The organism is Amycolatopsis sp. 505, assembly GCF_031625235.1.
Lineage (GTDB): Bacteria > Actinomycetota > Actinomycetes > Mycobacteriales > Pseudonocardiaceae > Amycolatopsis.
Genome location: NZ_JACKQP010000009.1, coordinates 415,660 through 438,963, shown reverse-complemented (window position 1 = coordinate 438,963; position 23,304 = coordinate 415,660). Strand labels below are relative to the sequence as shown.

Here is a 23,304-nt window from a genome sequence, read left to right as displayed (position 1 = left end):
GGGAGTAGAGCCGGTGCGCCGGAACAGGGGAGCGGCAATCACCTCTTTGGCAGCGTCGCGAACGCTGCGGTTGCCCTAGCCTCACTGGGTGGATTTCGCCCTGGCACCCCGGACCCCGTCGCGAACCGCCCCGCCCGCCGCGGCGGCGTCCGAGCCCTGGGCGCCGCCCGAGCTCCGGCTGGTGTGCCTGGACATCGACGACACGCTCATCGACTGCACCGCCGCGATCCGCCGCAGCCTCCACATCCTCACCGGCCGGGGCGACCTGTGGCCGCTGTGGGACCTCATCACCGAAGAGCACGTGGCGCTCGTCGTCGCGGGCGAACTCGACTACGCGACGATGCACCAGCGGCGCACCGACTGCTTCCTCGCCGAGATCGGCATCTGCGCCGACGCCGAGCAGGTGAGTTCGTTCGAGCGCCGCCGAAGAGAACTGCTCGACCACTCCTGGCAGCTGTTCGACGACGTCCTCGACTGCCTGGAATGGCTGCGCGCGGCCGGCCTGATGCTGGCCGCGGTGACCAACGCCTCCGGCGGGCACCAGCGGAAGAAGATCGCCGATCTGGGGCTCGCGCCCTTCTTCGACCACGTCGCCATCGCCGGCGAGCTCGGGGTGGCCAAGCCCGACCCGGTGATGTTCCACACGGTGTGCCTCGGTCTGGGCTGCGCACCCGCCCAGGCGGTCCACGTCGGCGACAAACTGGACACCGACGCGATCGGCGCCCGCGACGCGGGCCTGGGCGCGGTCTGGCTCGACCGCGACCGCATCGGCGAGCGCGCCCCGGAGGGCGTCCACACGGTGGCCGGCCTCGCGGAGCTGCCTGAGCTGCTGGTTTCGGAGTACGCGACGATCGGCGTCCCGGCCCAGCGCGGCGGCGGCGCCCCCACGGGCACCCCCGCGTTCACCGTCCGGAACGGCGTGCTCTAGTATTTCTCCTCGTGCGGTGCTGAACCGGCCAGCCGGAGCAGTACCTCACTGGGGTATGGTGTAATTGGCAGCACGACTGGTTCTGGTCCAGTTAGTCTAGGTTCGAGTCCTGGTACCCCAGCTGCGGAGAGTGACCCCCCTGCGAAGCGGGAAATCGCTTCTGGTAGGTTCTCTCCAGCAAGAAAAATCGAAAAGCCCCTGGGAAACCAGGGAAGATCCTAAGCCCCCGTCGTCTAGCGGCCTAGGACGCCGGCCTCTCACGCCGGTAGCGTGGGTTCGAATCCCATCGGGGGTACCAGCAGTAACGGAACCCGTCTGACCCAGGTCAGGCGGGTTTTTTGGTGCGCCGATCGCGTTGACCATCGTGGCGAGCGGACCGGCGACCAGCGTGCCGATCAGGACGCCGTAGCCGGCCGGCGGCATCGGTTCTCCTCCGGTCAGCGGAACAGCAGCCGTTGGCGGTAGCCGGGGGTCCTGCGGTCGTAGTAGCGGGCCGCCCAGCTGTCGTCGGGGGCGAGGTGGGCGACGTCGTGGGAGTCGTCGCGGAGTTTCTGCCGGAGGTACCGGAAGTAGAAGTGGGTGAACAGGCGCATGAACTCGCCGAGGTAGATGTCGGCGACGCGGGTGTCGCCGCGGATGACGAGCATGTTCTCGTCGTTCTCGTGGACCGAGGCGTCGCTGAAGTTGCCCGAGCCGGTGATCACCAGGGGGTCGTCGCCCAGCGGGTCGGCGAGCATGAACTTCGTGTGGGTGTAGCGGACGTGGAAGTTCAGGCCGGTCAGCTGTTCCTTGGTCCAGCGGTCGAGGATGTCGGTGCTCAGCAGCGACCCGACGGCGACCTTGACGTCGTTGTCCCGGGTGAATTCGACGTCCCCGCTGTCGGGCGGTTCTTCGAGCACGAGGTAGCGCAGCACGTCGGACTCCGCGGCGATGGCCTCGGCGATCTTGTCGTGCACGCCGAACGCCGCGGTCATGAAGAACGACTTCTTCGCGCGCCCCGCAACGCCCGCGTACCAGTCGATCAGGTCGAGGGTGGTTCTCGGGCTGAGGACGGGGGAGATCCCGGTGGGCGGCGGCGTGGCCGGGGTGGGGGTGGCGCTCGTGTTGGCGGGCCGGATCTCGTCGTAGCCGGGGTCCGCGGACAGGCGGGTCCAGTAGGCCAGGTACTCGGCGGCGACCGCGGGGTCGCGGACGAGGTGCCCGACGTTGGACTGCCCGAACAGGCCACCCCACGTGATGTTGGTCGAGCCCGTCCAGACGGCCTGCGGAGTGCCGTCGCGCAGCAGGATCAGGAACTTGTTGTGGGAGATGGCGCTGTTGGTCTTCCGGGGGATCACGCACGCGTCCAGGCCGGCCGCGGCGATGGCCGGTTCCGACTGCTGCCAGACCTTGGCGCGTTTCGGATCCGTGCTCGCCCGGCCGCGCCGGTCGTAGACCAGCTTGACGTCGGCGCCGCGGTCCACGGCGGCTTTCAGGGCGTCGAGGACGCGCGGGTAGGAGAACTCGTAGACCGAGCCACGCAGCGCGTACCCGGGCCCGGCGGCGGAGCCGATGAACTCCAGCAGGGCTTCCTCGAGGCCGCGGGAGAGCCAGTCGTAGGCGGGATCGCCGCGGTCGCCGTCGCGCGGCGGGCGGCCGAATTCCTGCGCGTAGGCCTGGCTGGCGGCGACCCCGCGGTTGAAGTGGACGGCGTGGGTGCCGGTGTCGACGGGTTCGGTGTGGACGGACACCGTGACCTCGCGGCGCACCACCAGGTTCTTCGGCGTGCCGTACAGGGCGACGACGCGGTACTCGTAGTCGTGGTCGGGCTCGGCGGTGTAGTCGCCCCACTGGAAGGACTGCAGCGGGTGGTCGCGCAGGCTGACCGAGGTGCCGGGCGGGATCCCGCGGGAGGTTTCCTCGAACACCTTCAGGCCGCGCAGCCAGTAGCGCTCCTTCTTGGCGCGGTCGGTGCGCTCGATGGCGAAACCGAGGAGGTTCTTGGTGAATCGCTTCGGCAGGTCGATCCCGAACAGCACGACGTAGGATCCGGCCACGGCATGGACTTGCAACGAATCGGCGGTGTTGCGGCTCCGCATGGTCGTGCCTCCACCCCCGCCGACCCCCGGGGGCCGGCGAATATCTCCCGGCACTCAAGGGTCGCGTGGGGCACCGAGGTCGTTACGCCCGTGCCGCGATTCGGTTGCGGCGGAGGGTTTTCCGATGGCTCGACGTCGATCAATTGTTCGATTTCGCGGTCGCCCCGCCGGAATGCTCGTGGTGTCGGGCACAGGCCGCGACTTGTCCTATGAGGACTTCCCTGGCGCCGGGCCGGTGTTCCGCGAAGGAAAGCCGCAGGTCACGGCTCCGGGGTCGGGCGCGGGTCCGCCGGTGCCGGTCCGTCCGGGCCGGAATCCCGCGCGACACAACAGAGTTAAGCTGCTTGCGCTGTTTGGATTTGTGCGGCTTTGGTAATACCCTGTGCGCTGTCGGCCGTGATGGGCCTGACTGGTAGTTCCACTACGGAGGACTGGAATGACGAACAAGGCCCAGCTGATCGAGGCGCTGTCGGAGCGTCTGGGCGACGACAAGAAGGTGGCTGCGCAGGCCGTGGACGGTCTGGTGGACATCATCATCCGGACGGTCAACAAGGGCGAAAAGGTCAACATCACCGGCTTCGGGGTGTTCGAGAAGCGCGCTCGCGCGGCCCGCACGGCCCGCAACCCGCGTACCGGTGAGGCCGTGAAGGTGAAGAAGACCAACGTGCCCGCGTTCCGCGCCGGCACCACCTTCAAGGATGTCATCTCCGGCACCAAGAAGCTCCCGAAGGCGACCCCGGTGAAGCGCGCCGCCGGCACGCGGGCGACGGCCACCAAGACCGCCGCGGCGGCCGCGCCGGCCAAGGCGACCACGACCCGCACCACCCGCGCCGCGGCGGCCAAGCCGGCCGCGACGACGACGCGGACCCGCGCCACCGCGGCGAAGCCGGCCGCCAAGGCCACCGCGACCAAGGCGGCCCCGAAGACCACCGCGGCGAAGACCACGGCGGCCAAGGCCACCACGGCGAAGGCGACCCCGGCCAAGGCGACGACGACGCGCACCCGGACCGCCGCCGCCAAGCCGGCCGCGGCCAAGACGACCGCGGCCAAGACCACGGCCGCCAAGGCTCCGGCCAAGCGCACCTCCGCGGCCAAGAAGAAGTAGTAACCGGGCTTTCCCCCGAAGGGCCTCGCACCGAGCCGGTGCGGGGCCCTTCGGCATTTCCGGTGCCGCTCGCTCGTGCGACCACAGAGGACTCCTCCGGGAGCCGGGTGAGCCCGTGAGACGGCCTCCGCCCGGCGTGCAAGGTTGTGCGGGGTGCCCCGACCGGCATTCCCCCGGCTGAAGCGAGCAGGGCCGACGGGGCGCCGGGTAAGCCGGAAATCGGCCCACCGTGTCCACTGTGGACCTACCGGGGGCTTGACACCCATGGGTGGTCATTCATACATTCTGTGTCTCTTTGTATGAATGACGGGAGTTGATCCGCATGCGGCTCGGCAAGACCGCCGTCGTCCTCGGGGGCAGTGCCGCCGGCCTGTGCACGGCCGGAGCGCTCGCCCCGCACTTCGACCGCGTGCTGGTGCTGGAACGCGACGAACTGCCCGACGGCGCCGAACACCGCCGCGGCGTCCCGCAGAGCAAGCACCCGCACTTCCTGCTCAACTCCGGGCGGCGCGCGATCGGCGCGCTGTTCCCCGGGTTCGAGGACGACCTCATCGCGGCCGGCGGGCTGCTGCTGATGCCGTCCATGGACGCCGCCTACCTCGACGGGCCGGGCTGGTCGGCCCGCAAGCGCAGCGCCATGACGATGGTCTACGGCTCGCGGATCCTCATCGAACGCGTGCTGCGTGACAAGGTGCGCGAGCTGGCGAACGTCGTCGTCCGCGAAGGGGTCTCGGTGCGTGGCCTGACCACCTCGGACGGGGCGGTCACCGGAGTCGAGCTCGACGAGGAGCACGTCGACGCCGACTTCGTCGTGGACGCCATGGGCCGCGGTTCCCCGGTTTCCGGCTGGCTCGCGGCGGCCGGCTGGCCCGAACCCGAGGTGCAGACCCTCGACGCCAAAGTCACCTACACCTCGCGCTGGTACGACCTGCCCGCCGAACGCCCCGCCTCCTGGTGGTGGCGGCACCTGGTGATCATGCCGACGCCCGACAAGGGCGACCACCCCGCCGAGCACGAGTTCCTGGTCAACTTCTTCCCGATCGAAGGCAACCGCGTCATCGCCTGCATGGGCTCGTGGGGACTGGAGATGCCCAGCACCACGGCCGCCTTCGCGGAGACGGCGCGCCGGGTGCGGACGCCGTTGTTCGCCGACGCCATGGACCGCTGCGTGCCCGCCTCGCCGGTCCACCTCACGCGGTCGACCGGCAACAAGTGGCGCCGCTACGACCGCCTGCGCACGCGGGCGCGGCGGCTGGTCTTCGTCGGTGACTCGATCTGCGCGTTCAACCCCTTCTACGCCCAGGGCATCAGCTCCGCCTCGGGATCGGCGCTGCTGCTGCGCGAGCACCTGTCCCGCGCCGAGCGGCTCGACGCGAAGTTCTCCGCGCGCTTCTTCGCCGCGCAACGCCGATTGCTGCGGGTGCCGTGGAGCCTGGCGATGGCCCGCGACCAGGGCTACGCGTGCGCGGTGGGCACCGAGCGGCTGCCGGAGTGGCGGCGGCGCATCGTCGCGGCGATGTCGGCACCGGCGTTCAGCCTCGTCGTCGGCGCGGCCCGCGAGGACGACGTGGTCGACGAGCACTTCGCGAAGGTGTTCAACCTGGACGAATCGCTGGCGCAGATGCTGCGCAACCCGCGCGTCCTCGCGGGCCTGGTGCGCTACCGCGTCCGCGCGGCATTGGGCCGCCACCGCGTGCCGTTCGGGTTCGACCCCCAGGCGGAACCGCCGGCCACGGACTACTCGGCGGCGACGGCGACCGCGCGATGAGCACGGCGTGCGGGCCGGACGCCGAAGCCGTCACCCGCGGGCTGGGGTTCGACTGCCACGACGTGTCGCCGGTGGTGTCGGTCCGGCCGCCGTGGGCGCTCGCCCACTGGACGATGCCGCTGCTGGAAGTGCTGATCGTCGGCGGCGCGGTGTTCGCTCTGGTGCACGCGCTGCGGCGGCGTCGTGCCGGCGATCCGGTGAACCTGGCGCTGTGGTGGGCTTCGCTGGTCTACCTGTTCGTCACCGAACCGCCGCTGTACTTCCCGGAGTGGTTCGGGCTCGACCGGCTGTACGGCTTCATCTTCGCCCACAACCTGTTCACCGTGCAGTTCATGGGGGATCGGCTGCCGCTCTACATCGTGGCGTTCTACCCGGTGATCAGCCAGCTCGCCTACGAAGTCGTCCGCTCGCTCGGGCTCTTCCGGCGCGGGGCGCTGCGGGGTTCGGTGGCGGTGGCCTTCGCCTGCCAGGTGTTCTACGAAGTCTTCGACCACCTCGGCCCGCAGCTGAAGTGGTGGGCGTGGAACCCGGCCAACACGATCGTCGACCACCCGGCCCTGGCGTCGGTGCCGCTGAACAGCATGCTGCTGTTCGCTTCCGTTTCGATGGCCGCCATGACCTGGCTGGTCGTCCGCCTGACGGGTGGCCCGCCCCGGCGCCGGCTGCCGTTGCGCATCCTGCTGGCGGGCGTCCTCACCCCGCCGGCCATGGCGATCGCCGGGATCCCGTCGGGCTTCGCCGGCGACAACGTCACCGCCCGGGCCTGGATCCTCGGCATCGAGCTGGGGCTCCTGTGGGTGGTCGGCGCCTGGATCGTCGTGGCGCACCTGCGTTCCGGAGAACCGGGCGAGCCCCTGCCGGCCTTCACGCGGTTCTACCCCGCCGTCTACCTGGGTGCGATGGCGGTGTTCTGGCTCGGGGCGCTGCCGTCCTACTTCACCGCGGAGGACGGTGTCACCGCGGACGGCACCCCGATCGGCAGCGGTTTGTACGCGCTCGCCTGCTTCGCCGGGGCCGGCCTGCTGCTGGTGGCGCTGTACCGGCGCGTCCGCGCCCCTGTCCCGGGCTGAGCGCTCCGCTCGGGGAAGATGGCGGCATGGGGCACCACGGATGGCAGGGCAACCCGCCCGGCACCGAAGATGAGGCACGCCGTCGGATCGTCGAAGCGGCGACGGCGTGCCTCGACCGGGCCGGCCTGGCCAAGACGAGCCTGTCCGACGTCGCCGCCGAAGCGGGCGTCACCCGGCAGACCGTCTACCGCTACTTCCCGGGGCTGAAGGACATCCTGCGGGCCGTCGCGCTGGACGGCGTCGAAGAGTTCGCCGGGCGGATGGAGCGGCACCTGGCCGCGTTCGGGACGGCCGCCGAAGCCGCGGTGGAGTCCGTCGTGTTCGCCGTCCGGACGCTGCCCGGGGAGCCGCACATGGGCCTGCTGCTGCAGGCGGGCGAAGCGGACTTCTTCACCGACGGCGTCATTTCGCCACTGGCGTTTTCGTACGGGGCGCGGATCCTCCGGAACCTGCCGGTGGACTGGGCGGCCGCCGGGATCGCGTCCGACGAGGAGCTCCAGGGCCTCGCCGAGGTCCTGATGCGGCTGTTCCTGTCGTTCCTGCAGTACCCCTCGACACCGCCGCTCAGCGATGACGAGCTGCGCGCCCTGGTCCGTCGCTGGATCGGGCCGGCGCTGCGCGGCTGACGTTTCCGGAAACGCCGCCGGGGAATGCGATGACAATTCTTGACAACGCGGGGAAGTGTGACGTCTCCCACGCGGAGTCGGTGGCGAGGGGTTTCCGCCCTCGCCACCGACGGTTGCGGTGATCTCTCCCCAGTGATCCGCCGCCCACCGCGTTACTTCTTGGCGGCGGCGACCTTCTTGCGCGGGGCGCGCTTGCGCGGCGGGGCGGCGGGCGTCTCGGCCTCTTCGACCTGGGCCTGCTCGTAGGCGGCGATCACCTCGGAGGAGAGGCGGCCGCGCTCGGAGACCTCGTAGCCGTTCGCGTTGGCCCAGGCGCGGATCTGCTGGTTGCGCTCGCGGTCGGTGGTGCTGGTGGTGGTCGACTGCCCGGTGGCGACGCGGACCTTGCGGCCGCCGATGCGCCGTCCGGCGGCGATGTAGCGGGCCAGTTCGTCGCGGAGGGCAGAGGCGTTCTCGTCCGAAAGGTCGATTTCGTAGGTGACGCCGTCGAGGCCGAACTGAACGGTCTGGGCGGCGGTGCTGCCGTCGATGTCGTCCAGGATCTCGACGAGGACTTTCTGGGCCACGGGAATGCTCCTCAGCTGGATGTGCGTCCGGGGGAACGCGACGTGTGACAAGTTGCACAATGGTCGGCGTTCTTCGGTGGAGTGTATCCACCCGAGGAGACGTACGGCAATTTCCTCCGGGATTCCGCGGAACGGCGGCGGCCCGGGGTGGTCCTGAAAGGACTGGGCCGCCGCCGTCCCGGCGGTTCGCCGGGCTGTGAATTCAGGTTCCGGAGGGTGTGGAGCCCTGCTCGCCGTGGTGGTAGGGCGGATCCGTGGCGAGCGCCTCGTCGGCGGCGCCTTCGGCGGGATCGGCCAGCTGGGCGTCCCGGGCGGCTTCTTTCGCCTCTTTGATGAGCTGCCGGCTGTGGTCGAGGTCCGCTTCGGGCCGGTTTTCGTTCTCCGTCATCGCGACTCCCTGAGGTCGGATTGCGTTCCCTGCCGGACGGCTACCCGCGAAGCCCCGGACGCAACCGTCGCCACGGCGGGGGTGTTCACCCCAACGAGTGGGCGAGGTGAATTGTTCGGCGGCCGGCGGGGGATCGGGTGAGGGGTGACCGGGACCGGTTCCGCGGGAGGGAAAAGCACGGCCGGGAAACGGCGTGGGTGCTCACCGGGCGACATTCGCGGCGGCGTCCGAGCGGCCTTGCGATGCGCGCTTCGGGAGCGGCGATCTCAAGCCGGTTGCGTGATCGGCCTGGCGGCTTGGGCGCCTTTACCGGCCGCTGAGGAACGCCGGAGGCTCGTTGTGGCCGGCTTGGAAGCGCTGGCGGCTTGTAGGGCTGCTCGGAGCGCTGGAGGCCGGTGAGGGCCGGTTTGGCAGGGCTTGGAGGCATGTGAGGGCTGGCTTGGCAGGGCTGGCGGCTTCTGAGGGCCGAAGGTGGCCGCATTCAGCGGCCCGCCCGGGTTCGCCGGAAGCTCCGCGGCGACCGGCCCCTCGAAAGGCGAGAAGGGCTCGCCCGGCAGCGCTGAAGGTCTGCGGCGGCTCACCTCGGAAGGTGGGAAGGACCCGCCCGGCAGGGTCGAAGGCCTGCAGCGACCGGTCCCGAAATGCCGGAAGGACCCGCCCGGCACCGCCGAAGGCTTGCAGCGGCCCACCCAAACCCGGACGGACCCCGCCCGGGCTCGCCGGAGACTCACCCCCGAAATGCCGGAAGGGCCCCGCACCAGCCTGGTGCGGGGCCCTTCCGATCGTCGCGAGGGTGTTACTTCTTCTTCGCGGCGGAGGTGCGCTTGGCCGGGGCCTTGGCCGCCGTGGTCTTCTTCGCCGCGGCGGTCTTGGTCGCGGCCGGCTTGGCGGCGGCGGTCTTCGCCCGCGTGGTGGTCGCCTTCGCCGTGGTGGCCTTGGCCGCCGTGGTCTTGGCGGCGGTCTTCGGGGCCGCCTTGGTCGCGGTGGCCTTGGCCGCCGGCTTCGCGGCCGCCGTGCGGGTGCGGGTCGTCGTCGAACGCGTGGTGGCCGGCTTGGCCGCCGCCGCCCGCGTGGTGCGGGTCGTGGTGGCCTTGGCCGGGGCCGCCGCCGCGGTCTTGGTGGCGGTCGCGCGGGTCGACGTCGCCGCGGTGGCGCGCTTGACCGGGGTCGCCTTCGGGAGCTTCTTGGTGCCGGAGATGACGTCCTTGAAGGTGGTGCCGGCGCGGAAGGCGGGCACGTTGGTCTTCTTGACGCGGACGGCCTCACCGGTGCGCGGGTTGCGGGCGGTGCGAGCGGCGCGGGCGCGCTTCTCGAACACCCCGAAGCCGGTGATGTTGACCTTTTCGCCCTTGTTGACCGTCCGGATGATGATGTCGACGAGACCGTCAACGGCCTGCGAAGCCACCTTCTTGTCGCCCAGACGCTCCGACAGCGCCTCGATCAGCTGGGCCTTGTTCGTCATTCCAGTCCTCCATAGTGGAACTACTAGTCACGGCCCATCTCGGCCGACACTGCACACGGTATTACCAATACCGCACAAAATCCAACCGGGGGTCGAAATATTTCCTTGTACGGGGGCGGGTTCCGCCTCCTCGAGACCCCCGGCCGGACGCGGCCCGTATCGCAAAGCGAACCTTCGTCATGCCTCTGATCAGGCAAAACACGGTACCGGCGCCGTCCACTGTGGTCGTCCATATAGGACCCGAGGCCCTTCCGGAGAACTTTTCCCGCGACACGCCGAAGCAGCCCCCTCGGCGGGTGACCGACCCCACCCGCCCCCGATCCCGTGCGGCGGCCGGGGATCGCGGCCCGCCCGCGCGGGCCGGAGTCAGGGGGCTCGGGGAGCCTCAGCGGCTCCCGGGAGAGCCAGCCAGCCGACCGCATAGGTCTCCTTCACCGCGACTTCGACCGGGCGGAAAGCACTGGAGTCGATCGTGGGGCACTGCCGGACGACTTCGTCGTAGAACCAGGCGGAAGTGACCATGACCAGCGGTCCCTCGGCGGCCGATGCGGCCTTGACCGGCGGCGCGGCGAGGAGCCGGAACGCGTGGTTGATCGATGGCGCAGTGACTCCGTACTCGTCGCGGACGATCTCTCCGGCGTGCAGCGCCATCCTCAAACCGAGTCGCTCCTCCGGCGGGTGCAGGCCGTTGTGCCGCAGCAGACGGCCGGCCAGCGCACGGGGGAGCGAGTCCGCGAGGACGCTTTTGGGGATCTCCGGCGGGACGAGTACCAGCACGCCGTCGCCGCAGTCGATGCGCTGACAGGCCTGCCACGGCACTCCGGCCACGTCGAAGGCCTGCTTCAGGGCCTGGTAGAGCGCCTGGCGCAGGACCAGCCGGTGCGGGCTGGTCCTGCGGTTGTCCCCGTATCCCGTGACGTCCACGGCCACGATCGCCCGGTGCACGGCCTGATGGGCCCAGGGGTCCCCATGCCTCGTCACTGTTCTGGTCACTCAGATCGCCTCCATCGCGGCCAAGGCCTTTCTCAGCCGCGCGAGGGCGCGGTGCTGGGCGACGCGGACGGCGCCGGGCGTGGAGCCGACCGCGTCCGCGGTCTCCTCCGCCGACAGGCCGACGACCACGCGCAACACCACGATCTCCCGCTGCTTGTCCGGCAGCACCTGCAACAACTGGGACATCCGCTCGTTCAGCTCACCTTGCAGCGCCCGCTGCTCGGGGCCGACCCCGCCCTCGACCTCGTCGGGGATCTCGGCCACCGGCTCGGCCCGGTTCCGCGCCGCCGCGCGGTGCGCGTCGGCCACCTTGTGCTGGGCGATCCCGTAGACGAAGGCCAGAAAAGGGCGGCCTTGATCGCGGTACGAGGGCAATGCCGTTAGCACCGCGAGACACACCTCCTGCGCAACGTCGTCCGCCGAAGCGAACGATCGCTCCTGCCTGCCAACCCGGGCGCGGCAATACCGCACTACCAGTGGACGGATAGCAGCCAGCAGCCGCTCCACTGCCTGGGGATCTCCCTCGACAGCAGGAGCGACCGGCTCATCCAGCCCGGCACTGACCCGGAGCGGACGAGCCGAGCCCGTTGCGGGTGCACAGGGTGCAACGGATGCGTGGCTCCTGCGCAGAGCGGCGGCTTGCCGGACCACCTTCCGCCGGAAGACTTCGGTGCGTGCCTCGTCGTCCAAGTCGGCCGTGAAGGATCTGTCGAGGTAGCCGTCCAAGACGGCCAGGCGCCGGTCCAGCCAGGTTTCGGGCTCGTGTCGGCCGATCATGCGTCCCTCCCTTCCAGCTGCCGCAACAGCCGCTTGCGAGCCCTCGAAACCCGCTTCTTCGCCGCGTCCACCGAGATGTCGAGGAACTCGGCGATCTCGTCCGTCGGGTGGCCGGCCAGCTTGAGCGCCAGCGCATCTCGCAGGTCTTCGGGTAGCGCCTCGATCGCGCGAAGCGTCTCCGCCGCTTCCAGATGCAGGTCCGGAGCGCCCCACGTCGTTTGGCACCAGCGGTCGGTGAGCTCGTGGACGTCCGTGTCGTCGATCCGCCCCCGCTGCCTCCTCGCGGCCAGCACCATGTTTCGCACCGTCCGATAGAGCCACGCACGCTGGTTCAGGACCGGTTCCGAGCCGGAGTGGGTCATCGCTCGCAGGACCAGTTCGACGATGGCGTCGTCCGCGAACACCCGGGCATCCGAGATCGAGCTGCCCAGCTTCACCGCGTACCCGGCCAGCTCGGCGTAGTGCGACTTGCGGAGATCCATTGCGCGCTCGGCCAGTGCTTCGGCTGATTCACCGGAATCGTCCGTCACGCCGGATCCGGATGGTCGGGAACCGGCGGAGCTCCGTGCGACGGCACCATGCCTCTTGCGGTGTCGGACATCTGTTCGGCCGGTCTGCTCACGGGGCCTCCTTCTCCGGGCTCACGCTGGTATGTGACGGAAAAGGGGCGGTGGTGACAAAGGATCTTCCCCGAAGGGTGAGCTCACTCGTTCGGCGCAGTGGCGGCCTGTGTGAACCCCCGTGGCGGCAGCGCCGTGTTGGGCGCGGGACTGTCGTACCGGCGGGCTAGTCTGCCGCGGGAGGAAGCGCCGGGTGAGACAGGGAGAACCGTGGACCAGGAGACGCTCACCACCGTGGTCGGCCGGGTGGCAGGCACCGAGGACTCGACGCCGCTGCAGTTCTGCGTGGCCATCGATCCGGACGCCTACCTGCAGCTCGACGACGTCGTCGTCACGCGCCGGGAACTGCCCGGGCTCGGCGAAGTCACCTCCTACGGCGTCGTGACGCAGGTGACCGCGCGGCACGAAGGCGCCAGCTTCGGCAGCGACGTCTTCCTGATCTCCGACGGGGTCCTGCCCGCCCAGGTGCAGGAGATCGCCGAGATCGCCACCACCCGCGTCGAGCCCGAGTGCTACGTGCCGCCGAAGCCGGGCAGCCGGGTCGAGCGGGCCGTGGGGGAGGATCGCGCGCAGGCGCTGTACTTCGACAACATGACCCGCCAAGTGGCGGTGGGCCTGGGCCGGGACGACGAACCCGTGTACCTCAACATGGACTTCCTCGACGGCACGCGCGGCGCGCACGTCAGCATCAGCGGGGTCTCCGGCGTGGCCACCAAGACGTCGTTCGCGTTGTTCCTGCTGCACTCGATCTTCCGCGGCGGTGCCCTGCCGAACGCCCACAACGCCAAGGCCCTCGTCTTCTCCGTCAAGGGCGAGGACCTGCTGTTCCTCGACACCCCGAACGTCCACCTCGACGAAAACCTCAAGGCCGAGTACGCCAAACTCGGCCTGCCCGCGGAGCCCTTCGCCTCCGTCGGCTTCTACGCGCCGCCGACGCCGTCGGACACCACGGGGAAGCCTTACGTGACCGGGCGGACCTCGGGCGTGGGCGCGTTCTGGTGGACCATCGCGGAGTTCTGCGCCAAGGACCTGCTGCCCTACGTCTTCGCCGACGCCGAGGACGAGCGCAACCAGTACACGATGGTCATCCACCAGGTCGCGAACCGGCTGCGCCTGGACAGCACGCCGGCGGGCAAGGACGGCGCCGCGAACGTCGACGGCGTCCTGTGCCGCACCTACGCCGAGCTCGTCGACGTCATCTGCGAGCGCGTCACCGACGAGGAAACCCGGGCGAGCTGGGCGGGTGCGGTCACCGGCGCGGGCACGGTCAACGCCTTCATCCGCCGCCTGCGCTCGAGCCAGCGCGCGCTGTCCGGCCTCATCCGCGGCGACCTCGCCGACCACCCCGCGCGCTCGCTGTCCACGGAGAACCAGCAGGTGACCGTGGTGGACATCCACAACCTCGTCGAGCGCGCGCAGCGGTTCGTCGTCGGCGTCACGCTCGCGACCGAGACCGCGCGCAAGGAGGCGGCCGGCCCGGGCGGGCTGCTGTTCACCATGCTGGACGAGCTCAACAAGTACGCGCCGCGGGAAGGCAGCAGCCCCATCAAGGAGGTGCTGCTGGACATCGCCGAACGCGGCCGTTCCCTGGGCGTCATCCTGATCGGCGCGCAGCAGACCGCCAGCGAGGTCGAGCGCCGGATCGTCAGCAACAGCTCGGTCCGCATCGTCGGCCGCCTCGACGCCGCCGAGGCTTCCCGGCCCGAGTACGGCTTCCTCCCGGCCAGCCAGCGGGTCCGCGCGACCTTGGCCACGCCGGGCACCATGTTCGTGAGCCAGCCGGAGATCCCGGTGCCGATCGCCGTCGGCTTCCCGTTCCCCGCCTGGGCCACGCGGCTTTCCGAGGCCGGGGCGATCCCGACGACCACCGCCACATCGAAGAAGTCCGATCCCTTCGCCGGCCTCCCTTCGCGCGGCAGCGACCCCTTCGGTGACGACCCGCCGCCGTTCTGAGCCCCCCGCCCACCACCCGAACGGAAGGACGAAGGGTGAAGTTCCTGCACACCTCCGACTGGCACATCGGCAAGACGCTCAAGGGGCGCAACCGCCTCGACGAGCAGCGGGCCGTGCTCGGCGAAATCGTCCGGATCGCGCGGGACGAGGCGTTCGACGCGATCCTCGTCGCGGGCGACCTGTACGAGACGTCGGCGCCCTCGGCGGCCGCGCAGGAACTCGTGGTGCGCGCGCTGATGGCGCTGCGCGAAACCGGTGCCGAGGTGCTCGCCATCGCCGGCAACCACGACCACGCCGCGACGTTCGAGGCGTACCGGCCGCTGCTGCGGGCCGCGGGCATCCAGCTCACCGGCGATCCCCGCCCGGTCCACGACGGCGGTGTCCATTCGTTCGACGCGCGTTCGACGGGCGAGCGCATCAACGTCGCCGTGCTGCCCTTCCTTTCCCAGCGCTACGCGGTGCGCGCCGCCGAGCTGCTCGCCGGGACGCCGGCGGACAACGTCGGCCAGTACGACCAGCGCGTGCGCGACATCCTGGAGCACCTCAAGACCGGGTTCACGCCCGGCGCGGTGAACCTCGTCATGGCGCACCTGACGGTGACCGGCGGGGCGTTGGGCGGCGGGGAGCGCGCGGCGCAGTCCATCTTCGAGTACCACGTGCCCGCCACGGCGTTCGGCGCCGATCCGCACTACGTGGCGCTGGGCCACCTGCACCGGCGCCAGTCGCTGCCCGCCGCGTGCCCGGTGCACTACAGCGGTTCGCCGTTCGCCGTGGACTTCGGCGAGCAGGACAACACCAGCGTCGTGCTCTCGGTGGAGGTGAGCCCGGCGACACCGGCGAAGATCACCGACATCCCGCTGAAAGCGGGCCGGAAGCTGCGCACCGTCCACGGCACGGTGGCGGAACTGACCGGCCGTGCCGAAGAGTTCGGCGAGGACTACCTGCGCGTCTACATCCGCGAGGCGACCAGGGCCGGGCTGCGGGAGGAGATCCAGGAAGCCCTGCCGAACGCCCTGGAAATCCGCATCGACCCGGAGTTTGCCGCGCCGGTGACGACGTCGAACGGCGACCGCGCGGTCGCGGACCGTTCGCCGGGGGAGCTGTTCGCGAGCTACTGCGCGGAACGCACGGTCGAGGACAAGCGCGTGCAGGAGCTCTTCGCGCGGCTGCACGACGAAGAGACGAGCGGGGTGTGACATGCGGCCAGTGCTGCTGGAGATGACCGGCTTCGCGTCCTTCCGCGAAAAGACCGAGATCAGCTTCGAAGACACCGATTACTTCGCGCTCGTCGGGCCGACCGGCGCGGGCAAGAGCACGGTCATCGACGCGCTCACCTTCGCCCTGTACGGCTCGGTCGCCCGCTGGGACCACGAAGGCCTCGTCGCCCCCGCGCTCGCCCCGACGGTCAACCGCGCCACCGTGCGGCTGGTCTTCGACGCCGGCGGCGCCCGCTACCACGTCGTGCGGGAAGTCCGGCGCAGCGGCGGCAAGAAACCCACGGTCAGCGTCAAGAACGTCCGCCTGGAACGGCTCATCGACCCGGCCGCGCTCGGCGGGCCGGAGGACGACGCCGACGCGGTCGCCGCGGACTCCGAGGTCACCCCGGCGGTCGAACGCCTGCTCGGGCTGACGTTCAAGCACTTCTGCACCTGCGTGGCGCTGCCCCAGGGCGACTTCGCCGAGTTCCTGCACGCGAAGGCCGCGGACCGGCAGAAGATCCTCATCAAGCTGCTGGGCCTGGAGGTCTACGAGCGGATCGGCCGCCGCGCGGGCGTGACGGCCGAGCAGCAGAAGCAGCGGGCCGCCGTCCTCACCGAACAGCTCGGCAGCTACGCCGACGCCACCGAGGAAGCCGTCGCCGGGCTCGCCGCGCGGATGACGGCCCTGGAAGAGCTCGACGCTCGGGTGACCGCGGCCCTGCCGGAGCTGAACGAGGCCACCCGTACGCACGACGAAGCCCGCCAACGCGTCGCCACGCTCGCTGCGGAACTGAAAGTCCTCGACGGTGTGGAACGCCCGGACGGTGTCGAAGACCTCGAAACCCGGCGGCGGGCGGCGGCGGACGCGGTCACCACGGCCAGGACGGCGTTGGAGACGGCGGAGACGGCGGACGAAGCGGCCCGGGCCGCCCTCGCCGCGGCTCCCGCGCGCGCCGAGCTGGAACGGATCCGCGCCGCCCACACCGAACTCGCGGACGTCGAGCGGGCCCTCCCACGGCTCGGCGAAGCAGCGGAAGCGGCGAAGCGGGCGAAGGAAGCTGCTGCCGCGGCGGCGAGCGAAGTGGTGTCCGTCCTCGACGCGGCCCGGGAGAACCGGGACCGGACCGCTCGGGCGGCGGAGGACACCGCCGCCGAAGCCGCCCGCGCCCGGCAGGAGCGGGAGCGGCTCGCCGGCCTGCGGCCGCCGGAGGATCTCGGTGACCTGTCGGCGGAATCGGCGCGAGTGGCGAAGCGCACCGCGGCCGCTGACGAGCGCCTGCGGGCGGCGGAGGCCGCCGACGCCGAAGCGCGGGCGGCGCTGGCCGCCCAGCCCGATGTCGCGCCGCTCGCCGCGGCTCGTTCCGATGCCCGCACGCTGTATGCGTTGTGCGAGGCGCAACGGAAGGCCGCGCCGGAGCAGGCCGCTCGCCGGGCCGAGCTGGAAACCGCGCGCACGGCCCTGGCCGCCGCCGACACCGAGGTCGCCGCGGCGAAGGCCGCGGTGGCCGAAGCCGAACAGGCCGGGCAGGCGCTGGTGCTGCGGGCCGGGCTCGCCGTCGGGCACCCGTGCCCGGTGTGCGAGCAGGAAGTCACGGCCCTGCCGGACGCCGGCGGCCACGCCCACCTCGCCGAGGCCCGCGAACGCCTGGACCGCGCCGAACGCGGCCGGTCGTCGGCCGAATCGGGCGTGCGCAAGCTGGAACGGGCCGTGGACCGCGACGCCGACGCCCGCGCATCGGCGGCGGCGCAGGCGGAAGAACTCCGCGCGGTGCTCGCCGAGGTCGTCGGCCCGCCGGAGTCGGCGGCCCTGCTGCGGCCGGTCGAGGCGTCCTTCTCCGGGCAGGACTACGCGGATCTCGTCGCCGCCGTCCGCGAACGGGGTGAGTGGCTCTCGGCGACGATCGAGGGCCGCACCCGGGTCGCCGAAGCCGCGCGCGCCGCCGACGCGGAACTGGCCGCGGCTCGCGCCGAACGCACGAAGGCCCAGCAGGAGGCCGAGGTCGTGGCGAAGTCGTTCGCGGCGGCCCGCGAGGCCTTGCGGGCCGCCCGCGATCCCCTGGTGGAGCTGGGGGCGCCGGCGCTCGACGGCGACGACGTCCCGGCGGGGTGGCAGCGCCTCACCACCTGGGCGGCTTCCGCGCTGGACGAACGGCGCACCGCGCTGGCCGCCCTCGAAGCGGCCGCCGAAGCCGCGGGCAAGGAAGCTGTCGTGGCGGCCGAGGATTTCCGGACCGCCGAGCGGGACGCCGAGCAGCGGCGCACCCGGGCGGTCGACGCGGGGCTGGCCGAGCAGGCGGCGGGCACCGAGCTCGCCACCGCCCGGCAACGGCAGGCGGACCTGGCGGCGACCCTCGACGGCGCACCGGCCGCCGACGTGGTCACCGAGCAGCTCGCCCGCGTCGCGGAACTCGAGCAGGCGGCGAAAACGGCGGACGCCGGGCTGAGGACGGCCCGCGCGGCCGCGAAACAGGCCGCCGACAACCAGGCGGGCATCGCGAAGCAGGTCGACGCCGCGCGGCAGCGGCTCTCCCGGGCGCGCGACCCGCTCGTCGGCCTCGGCGCGCCGCCGATCGATGATCTTTCGGGGGCCCGGGGCGAAGTCCCGGCTGCCACAGCCGGCGAAAGTCTCCTCGCCGCTTGGACCGCGCTCACGGATTGGGCCGCCGGCCAGGCGAAGGACCACCGCGAGCGGCTGGCCGTCGCGGAGACCGCCGAGGGGGAAGCCGCGGAAGCGTTGCGGGCGGCCGAACGCGCGGTCGCCGGCGACGTCACCGCCCTCGGGGTCGCGCTGCCCGAGGGGCCGGTGCGCGACCGCGTCCCGGTCGCCGTCGCGGCCGCCCGGGCCCGCGCCGAAGCCGACCACAGCGACCTGAAACGGCGGGTCGCGCGGGTGGCCGGCCTGCACGAGGACATCGCGGCCGCGGAGTCCGAAGCCCAGGTCGCCCGGCTGCTCGCGGATCTGCTGCGCTCGGACAAGTTCCCGCGCTGGCTGATCGCCGGGGCGCTCGACACGCTGGTCGCCGAGGCGTCGGCGTCGCTGCTGGAACTGTCCGGCGGCCAGTTCGAGCTCACCCACGACAAGGGCGATTTCCTGGTGGTGGACCACAACGAGGCCGACGCCCGGCGCCCGGTCAAGACGCTGTCCGGCGGCGAGACGTTCCAGGCGTCGCTCTCCCTCGCGCTGGCGCTGTCTTCGCAGCTCGGGGCCATGGCGGCGGAGGGGGCGACGCGGCTGGAGTCGATCTTCCTCGACGAAGGCTTCGGGACGCTGGACGAGGCCACCCTCGACGTCGTGGCGTCCACTTTGGAGAACCTCGCCGCGTCCGGCTCCCGGATGGTCGGGGTGATCACGCACGTGCCGGCGCTCGCCGAGCGCGTCCCGGTGCGGTTCCTGGTCACCCGGGACGGCACCGGCTCGCACATCGCCAGGGAGGGCGCATGACCGCTCACCAATTCAACACGGTGGCCGGCATGAACTTCAGCATCGACGCCTGGGACCCGGGCTACGGCAGCTCGATGGAGGCCGAGGAGCTCGGCCGCTCCCAGGCCGAGGTCGAACTCGACATCGAGGTCCCCGAGGCCGAGTGGGCGCCGATCGACCCGTCGCCGGTGACACCGCCGGAAGCGGTGCTGTTCGTCGACGGCGTCCGGCGGATCGACGCACGCGTCTGGATCGACGACCCGGCCGGCACGAACTCGGCGTCCATCGGCATCTGCGCGTCCTACGCGGCGGGGGTGGTGTGCTGCTGCGAGGGCCAGGCGCACGTCGTCGGCACCGACGTCCGGCGCGGGTTGTTCACCGTCGCCCCGCAGGCGGACGACATCGCCACCCCGGCCGGGATCTACACCGCGCACCGGGCGGCGGCCAAGGAGGACAAGCCCCTGCCGGTGGTGCTGTCGTCGGCGTTGCAGGAGCAGCTGGCCGAAACGGAACTGGAGACGGCGATCCGGGCGCGCACGGCTATCCACGGGCACGTGGGCAACGACCTGCTGGTGGTGGACGGCCCGCTGCGCGGCCGCGCGCACCTCGAGCGGGCCGTCGGGTTCATCAAGAGCCACCAGACGACGTACCTGCCGGGGGAGCTCAACGCGCTGGTCGGCCGGCTCGGCGCGCACCAGCGCACCCCGGTGTTCCTGATGGGCACGACCTGGGTCCGGCACTCCTGGTACCTGCGGCTGCCGTCGGCAGGCGGGCCGCCGTGGTCCGGGGTGGTCCGGGTGGAGGCGGCGCCGCACCTCGGCCGCGAGCAGGTCGCCGAGCTGGCGAACGTCACCCAGTCGGTCCTGGGCCGGTTCGCCTCGGTCCCCTACAAGGACTCGCGCGCGCCGCAGAACCTCTACCCGATCGCCGGGCTGGAGCGCGACCTGCGGCACCGGCTCGGCGACCAGCAGTTCGTCTACCGGGCACTGAGGCTGGCCGCGGCCCGCTGAGGGCCCCGGGACGGCGGCCTGGGGAACGCGCCGGCCCGGGGTGTCCTCTGTGGAGGGTCAGCTCAGCGAGCCGTCCCCGGTCTGCGGCGCCCCGGTCGGCTTGACCGCGACCTGCGGTTTCGCCGGTTTCGGCGCCTTCGACGACGTGGGCGGCTTCGGCTTGGGCTTCGTCGTCGTGCCCGGGGGCGGGGTGCCCAGGATCGTGAACGTGAGGGTCGGCGACCGGCCCTCCGAACACGGGTAGGAGGCGGTGTACTTTCCGGGCCGGCCGATCGCCGTCGTGCTGCCGCTCATGTGCCCCCAGTTGCCGACGCCGACCATCGTGATCGGGGCGGTGAAGCCCGCCGAGGTGACCGGTCCGGTCGGGGTGCACGCCGAGTGGCCCAGCCCCGTGTAGACGTCCGCGACGATCCGGCCGCCCGGCTCGACCTTCGCGGTCAGGCTCCACCCGCCTTCGTCGGCCGCGCTCGCCGGGGCCGTCAGCGCGAGTGTCGCCGCGCTCGCCGCCATTAGGCCGATCAGGCTTTTCTTGACCATGACTCGTCCCCTCTCGTCAGTGCTCCTCTCACGCCTGAGCCGGGGAAATGGTTGAGTCCAATCTACGTTCAAGTACGTGAACGTAAATCGCGTCTATGTTTCTGTGTCACGTATGGATTAGCTTGGCCGGATGCGCACCGGCCCGATCGTTCTCGCCGTGGTCCTGGGGTTGTCGCTGACGACGCCGGCGGCCGCGCAACCGCAACCCTGGCGCGACGCCCGGCAGTCACCCGATCGCCGGGCCGCCGAGCTCGTCGCGGCGATGACCCTCGACGAGAAGATCTCCCAGCTGCACCTGCAGCCCGACGCCGAGCACCAGCGGTTCGTGCCGCCGATCCCGCGGCTCGGCGTCCCGGGCTTCCGGATCGCCAACGGCCCGGCGGGCATGGGCCCGGCCGACGACAAGCCGCAGAAACCGGCGACCGCGCTGCCGGCCACCATGGCGCTGGCGTCGACGTTCGACACCGCCGTCGCCCGCCGGTACGGCCGGCTGATCGGCAGCGAAACCCGCGCGCTCGCGCACCACGTCTCCGAGGCGCCCGACATCAACATCGCCCGCGTCCCGCGCAACGGCCGGACGTTCGAAGGCATGGGGGAGGACCCGTTCCTCGCCGGCGCGCTGGCCGCCGCCGACATCCGCGGGATCCAGGAGAACGGCACCATCGCCGAGGTCAAGCACTACGCGGCCAACAACCAGGAAACCCAGCGCTTCAGCATCGACGAGCACATCGACGAGCGCACGCTCAACGAGATCTACCTGCCGCACTTCGAGCGGGCGGTCACCGAAGGCCGCGCGGGCTCGGTGATGTGCGCCTTCCCCAAGATCAACGGCGTGTTCATGTGCGAGAACCCGGACCTGCTGCAGGGCAAGCTGCGCGACGACTGGGGGTTCACTGGGTTCGTCCAGTCGGACTGGGGTGCCGCGCACAGCACCGTCGGCTCGGCGAACGCGGGCATGAACCTCGAAATGATCGACGGCACCTGGTACGGCGACAAGCTGAAGCAGGCGGTGCTGGCCGGGCAGGTCACCGAACAGCGGGTCGACGAGCTGCTGCTGCCACGGTTCCGCACCATGTTCGCCTTCGGGCAGTTCGACCACCCGCCGGTGCTTTCGCCGCTGCCGACGGCCCGGCACGACGCCGCCGCCAAGGAGTTCGCCGAACGCGGCATGGTCCTGCTGCGCAACGAACACGCGCAGCTCCCGCTCGACGCCGGCGTGCGGTCGATCGCGCTGATCGGGCCGTTCGCGACCAAGGCCAAGACCGGCGGCGGAGGCAGCTCGGCCGTCATCCCGACGTCCACAGTGGACCCGTTGCCGGGTCTGCGGCAGCGGGTTCCCGGTGCTCTGGTGACGCTCGACGACGGCAGTGACGTCGCGCGCGCGGCCGCGCTGGCCCGGACCGCCGACGTCAGCGTGGTGATGGTCGGGGACAACGAAACCGAGGGCAAGGACCGGCCGAGCCTGGCCCTCGACGGCAACCAGGACGCCCTGGTGACGGCGGTCGCCGACGCCAACCCGCACACGGTGGTCGTGGTGAAGAGCGGCGGCCCGGTGCTCATGCCGTGGGCCGCGCGCGTGCCGGCGATCCTCCAGGCGTGGTACCCGGGCCAGCAGGACGGCGCGGCGGTGGCGGGCGTGCTCTTCGGCGACGTCAACCCGTCGGCGAAGCTCCCGATCACGTTCCCGGCGGCGGACGCCGACACCCCGGCGAACACCCCGGACCGGTTCCCCGGCGTGGGCGGCGTCGCGACGTACTCGGAGGGGCTGCAGGTCGGCTACCGGTGGTTCGACGCGCAGGGCCGGGCCCCGCTGTTCCCGTTCGGCCACGGCCTGTCGTACACGACGTTCGCCTACTCGGGCCTGTCGGTGCGGGGTACCGGCGACGGCGCCACGGCGACGTTCACGGTCCGGAACACCGGGCAGCGGGCGGGCGCCGAGGTCGCCCAGCTGTACCTGGGCTTCCCGGCGGCCGCGGGCGAGCCGCCGCGTCAGCTGAAGGGCTTCGAGCGGGTCTCGCTGGCGCCGGGGGAGGCCCGGCGCGTGACGATCCGGCTGGACGCGCGCGCCTTCTCCGTCTGGGACACGGTGAGCCACGCGTGGCAGCCCACGCGGGGCGCGTTCACCGTGTCCGTCGGCGGTTCGTCGCGGTCCTTGCCGTTGCAGGCGCCGCTCGTGCGGCGCTGAAGGCTCAGGCCTTGCAGCCGGGCGCGGTGGCGGCGGCGAGCATCAGCTCCGGGGAGTCCTTCACCGCGCCGACCGGGTCGTAGACGCCGTCGACGTCCTGCTGCGCCTGCGCGACGGCCTGGGCCGCCGGGTTCTGGGACGCTTCGTTGCCCGGCTTGGCGCGGTCGAGCGTGGCCTTCGCCTCGGCGGCGTGGTCGCGGGCGTTGGTGAACTTCGTGACGAAGGCCCGGCGGACCGTGTCGCCGAGCGGCACCGGCGCGGGCGGCAGCGCCGTCAGCTTGTCGACGGCCTCGCCGGTGCGGGCCGCGATGCCGCCCAGCGTCGCGCTGAGCGCCTTCTGCGCCTCGGCGACCGACTTGGGTGTCGGCCGGCCGGTCTCGGCTTCCCGGTTGGTGCGCTCCCGGTAGCCGTGGACGGCGGCGCAGAAGCCGTCCATCCAGCGCACGGCGGCCGGGTCGGCGGTCGGCGCGGACGTGACGGTCTGCACCGGGACCGGGTTCTGGGGTGGCGGGGCCGCGGACGGCGTGGTCCCGCACGCGGTCAGCAGCAGGCAGGCACCCAGCAGGGCAGTGGCGATCTTCATGGAACCCCCTCGCGTTGTGCCGGGTACACGCGCGA

General features: G+C 71.6%; 19 protein-coding genes and 2 tRNA genes. 12 read left to right on the top strand and 9 right to left on the bottom strand.

What is annotated here, in order from left to right; genetic code table 11:
• The first annotated feature begins 181 nt into the window (after positions 1-181).
• The 3 genes from H5965_RS32920 (at position 182) to H5965_RS32910 (ending at position 1,226) form a co-directional block, all read left to right on the top strand.
• On the top strand, positions 182-928 hold the full coding sequence (locus H5965_RS32920; protein WP_396136970.1) for an HAD family hydrolase: 747 nt from the start codon (positions 182-184) through the stop codon (positions 926-928).
• Positions 929-977: 49 nt separating this feature from the next.
• Positions 978-1,049, top strand: a tRNA-Gln gene (locus H5965_RS32915).
• Between the two features lie 101 nt (positions 1,050-1,150).
• Positions 1,151-1,226 (top strand) — tRNA-Glu (locus H5965_RS32910).
• Positions 1,227-1,365: 139 nt separating this feature from the next.
• Here H5965_RS32910 and H5965_RS32905 read toward each other — a convergent pair.
• Positions 1,366-2,964: a phospholipase D-like domain-containing protein gene (locus H5965_RS32905; protein ID WP_310974666.1), complete on the bottom strand. Its 1,599-nt coding sequence runs from the start codon at positions 2,962-2,964 to the stop codon at positions 1,366-1,368.
• A 478-nt stretch (positions 2,965-3,442) separates the two neighbouring features.
• On the opposite strand from H5965_RS32905, the gene H5965_RS32900 reads away from it, so the two are divergent.
• The 4 genes from H5965_RS32900 (at position 3,443) to H5965_RS32885 (ending at position 7,575) form a co-directional block, all read left to right on the top strand.
• Positions 3,443-4,111, top strand: a complete 669-nt coding sequence (locus H5965_RS32900; protein WP_310974665.1) for an HU family DNA-binding protein — start codon at positions 3,443-3,445, stop codon at positions 4,109-4,111.
• A 322-nt stretch (positions 4,112-4,433) separates the two neighbouring features.
• Entirely contained in the window at positions 4,434-5,879 is a 1,446-nt protein-coding gene (locus tag H5965_RS32895) for a hypothetical protein (protein ID WP_310974664.1), read from the top strand.
• Entirely contained in the window at positions 5,876-6,949 is a 1,074-nt protein-coding gene (locus tag H5965_RS32890) for a hypothetical protein (protein WP_310974663.1), read from the top strand. Before H5965_RS32895 ends, H5965_RS32890 begins: the two co-directional genes overlap by 4 nt.
• 26 nt (positions 6,950-6,975) lie before the next feature.
• Positions 6,976-7,575 (top strand): TetR/AcrR family transcriptional regulator, encoded by a 600-nt coding sequence (locus H5965_RS32885; RefSeq protein ID WP_310974662.1) that lies wholly within the window; start codon positions 6,976-6,978, stop codon positions 7,573-7,575.
• 152 nt (positions 7,576-7,727) lie between these two features.
• Here the strand turns inward: H5965_RS32885 and H5965_RS32880 are convergent, their stop codons facing one another.
• The 6 genes from H5965_RS32880 to H5965_RS32855 all read right to left on the bottom strand — a co-directional run bounded on the left by H5965_RS32880 (position 7,728) and on the right by H5965_RS32855 (position 12,291).
• Positions 7,728-8,141: an Lsr2 family protein gene (locus tag H5965_RS32880; protein WP_310974661.1), complete on the bottom strand. Its 414-nt coding sequence runs from the start codon at positions 8,139-8,141 to the stop codon at positions 7,728-7,730.
• A 202-nt stretch (positions 8,142-8,343) separates the two neighbouring features.
• Positions 8,344-8,529, bottom strand: a complete 186-nt coding sequence (locus H5965_RS32875; protein WP_310974660.1) for a hypothetical protein — start codon at positions 8,527-8,529, stop codon at positions 8,344-8,346.
• Between the two features lie 796 nt (positions 8,530-9,325).
• Positions 9,326-9,991: an HU family DNA-binding protein gene (locus H5965_RS32870; protein WP_310974659.1), complete on the bottom strand. Its 666-nt coding sequence runs from the start codon at positions 9,989-9,991 to the stop codon at positions 9,326-9,328.
• Between the two features lie 366 nt (positions 9,992-10,357).
• Positions 10,358-10,921 (bottom strand): hypothetical protein, encoded by a 564-nt coding sequence (locus H5965_RS32865; protein WP_310974658.1) that lies wholly within the window; start codon positions 10,919-10,921, stop codon positions 10,358-10,360.
• Between the two features lie 63 nt (positions 10,922-10,984).
• Positions 10,985-11,536, bottom strand: coding sequence for an RNA polymerase sigma factor ShbA (gene shbA, locus H5965_RS32860; protein ID WP_310974771.1), 552 nt, complete (start codon positions 11,534-11,536; stop codon positions 10,985-10,987).
• A 221-nt stretch (positions 11,537-11,757) separates the two neighbouring features.
• Positions 11,758-12,291 carry an RNA polymerase sigma factor gene (locus H5965_RS32855; RefSeq protein ID WP_310974657.1) on the bottom strand — a complete coding sequence of 178 codons (534 nt, stop codon included), beginning with the start codon at positions 12,289-12,291 and terminating at the stop codon, positions 11,758-11,760.
• A 300-nt stretch (positions 12,292-12,591) separates the two neighbouring features.
• Here H5965_RS32855 and H5965_RS32850 point away from each other — a divergent pair, with 300 nt between their 5' ends.
• From H5965_RS32850 to H5965_RS32835, 4 genes are read left to right on the top strand one after another with little or no spacing between them, the layout of a single operon-like run.
• Positions 12,592-14,334 (top strand): ATP-binding protein, encoded by a 1,743-nt coding sequence (locus tag H5965_RS32850; RefSeq protein WP_310974656.1) that lies wholly within the window; start codon positions 12,592-12,594, stop codon positions 14,332-14,334.
• 35 nt (positions 14,335-14,369) lie between these two features.
• A complete protein-coding gene (locus tag H5965_RS32845) occupies positions 14,370-15,530 on the top strand; it encodes an exonuclease SbcCD subunit D (protein WP_310974655.1) in 1,161 nt (386 codons plus the stop codon).
• Between the two features lies 1 nt (position 15,531).
• The gene (locus H5965_RS32840) at positions 15,532-18,975 is read left to right on the top strand and encodes an SMC family ATPase (protein WP_310974654.1); all 3,444 of its coding nucleotides are present in this window, start codon (positions 15,532-15,534) and stop codon (positions 18,973-18,975) included.
• Positions 18,972-19,964 carry a hypothetical protein gene (locus H5965_RS32835; protein ID WP_310974653.1) on the top strand — a complete coding sequence of 331 codons (993 nt, stop codon included), beginning with the start codon at positions 18,972-18,974 and terminating at the stop codon, positions 19,962-19,964. Before H5965_RS32840 ends, H5965_RS32835 begins: the two co-directional genes overlap by 4 nt.
• Positions 19,965-20,021: 57 nt before the next feature.
• On the opposite strand, the gene H5965_RS32830 is transcribed toward H5965_RS32835, so the two are convergent.
• Positions 20,022-20,501: a hypothetical protein gene (locus tag H5965_RS32830; RefSeq protein WP_310974652.1), complete on the bottom strand. Its 480-nt coding sequence runs from the start codon at positions 20,499-20,501 to the stop codon at positions 20,022-20,024.
• A gap of 130 nt (positions 20,502-20,631) precedes the next feature.
• On the opposite strand from H5965_RS32830, the gene H5965_RS32825 reads away from it, so the two are divergent.
• Positions 20,632-22,686: a glycoside hydrolase family 3 C-terminal domain-containing protein gene (locus H5965_RS32825; RefSeq protein WP_310974651.1), complete on the top strand. Its 2,055-nt coding sequence runs from the start codon at positions 20,632-20,634 to the stop codon at positions 22,684-22,686.
• A 4-nt stretch (positions 22,687-22,690) separates the two neighbouring features.
• Here H5965_RS32825 and H5965_RS32820 read toward each other — a convergent pair whose 3' ends face one another.
• Complete coding sequence (locus H5965_RS32820) at positions 22,691-23,269, bottom strand: hypothetical protein (protein ID WP_310974650.1); 579 nt, start codon at positions 23,267-23,269, stop codon at positions 22,691-22,693.
• Positions 23,270-23,304 lie beyond the last annotated feature (35 nt).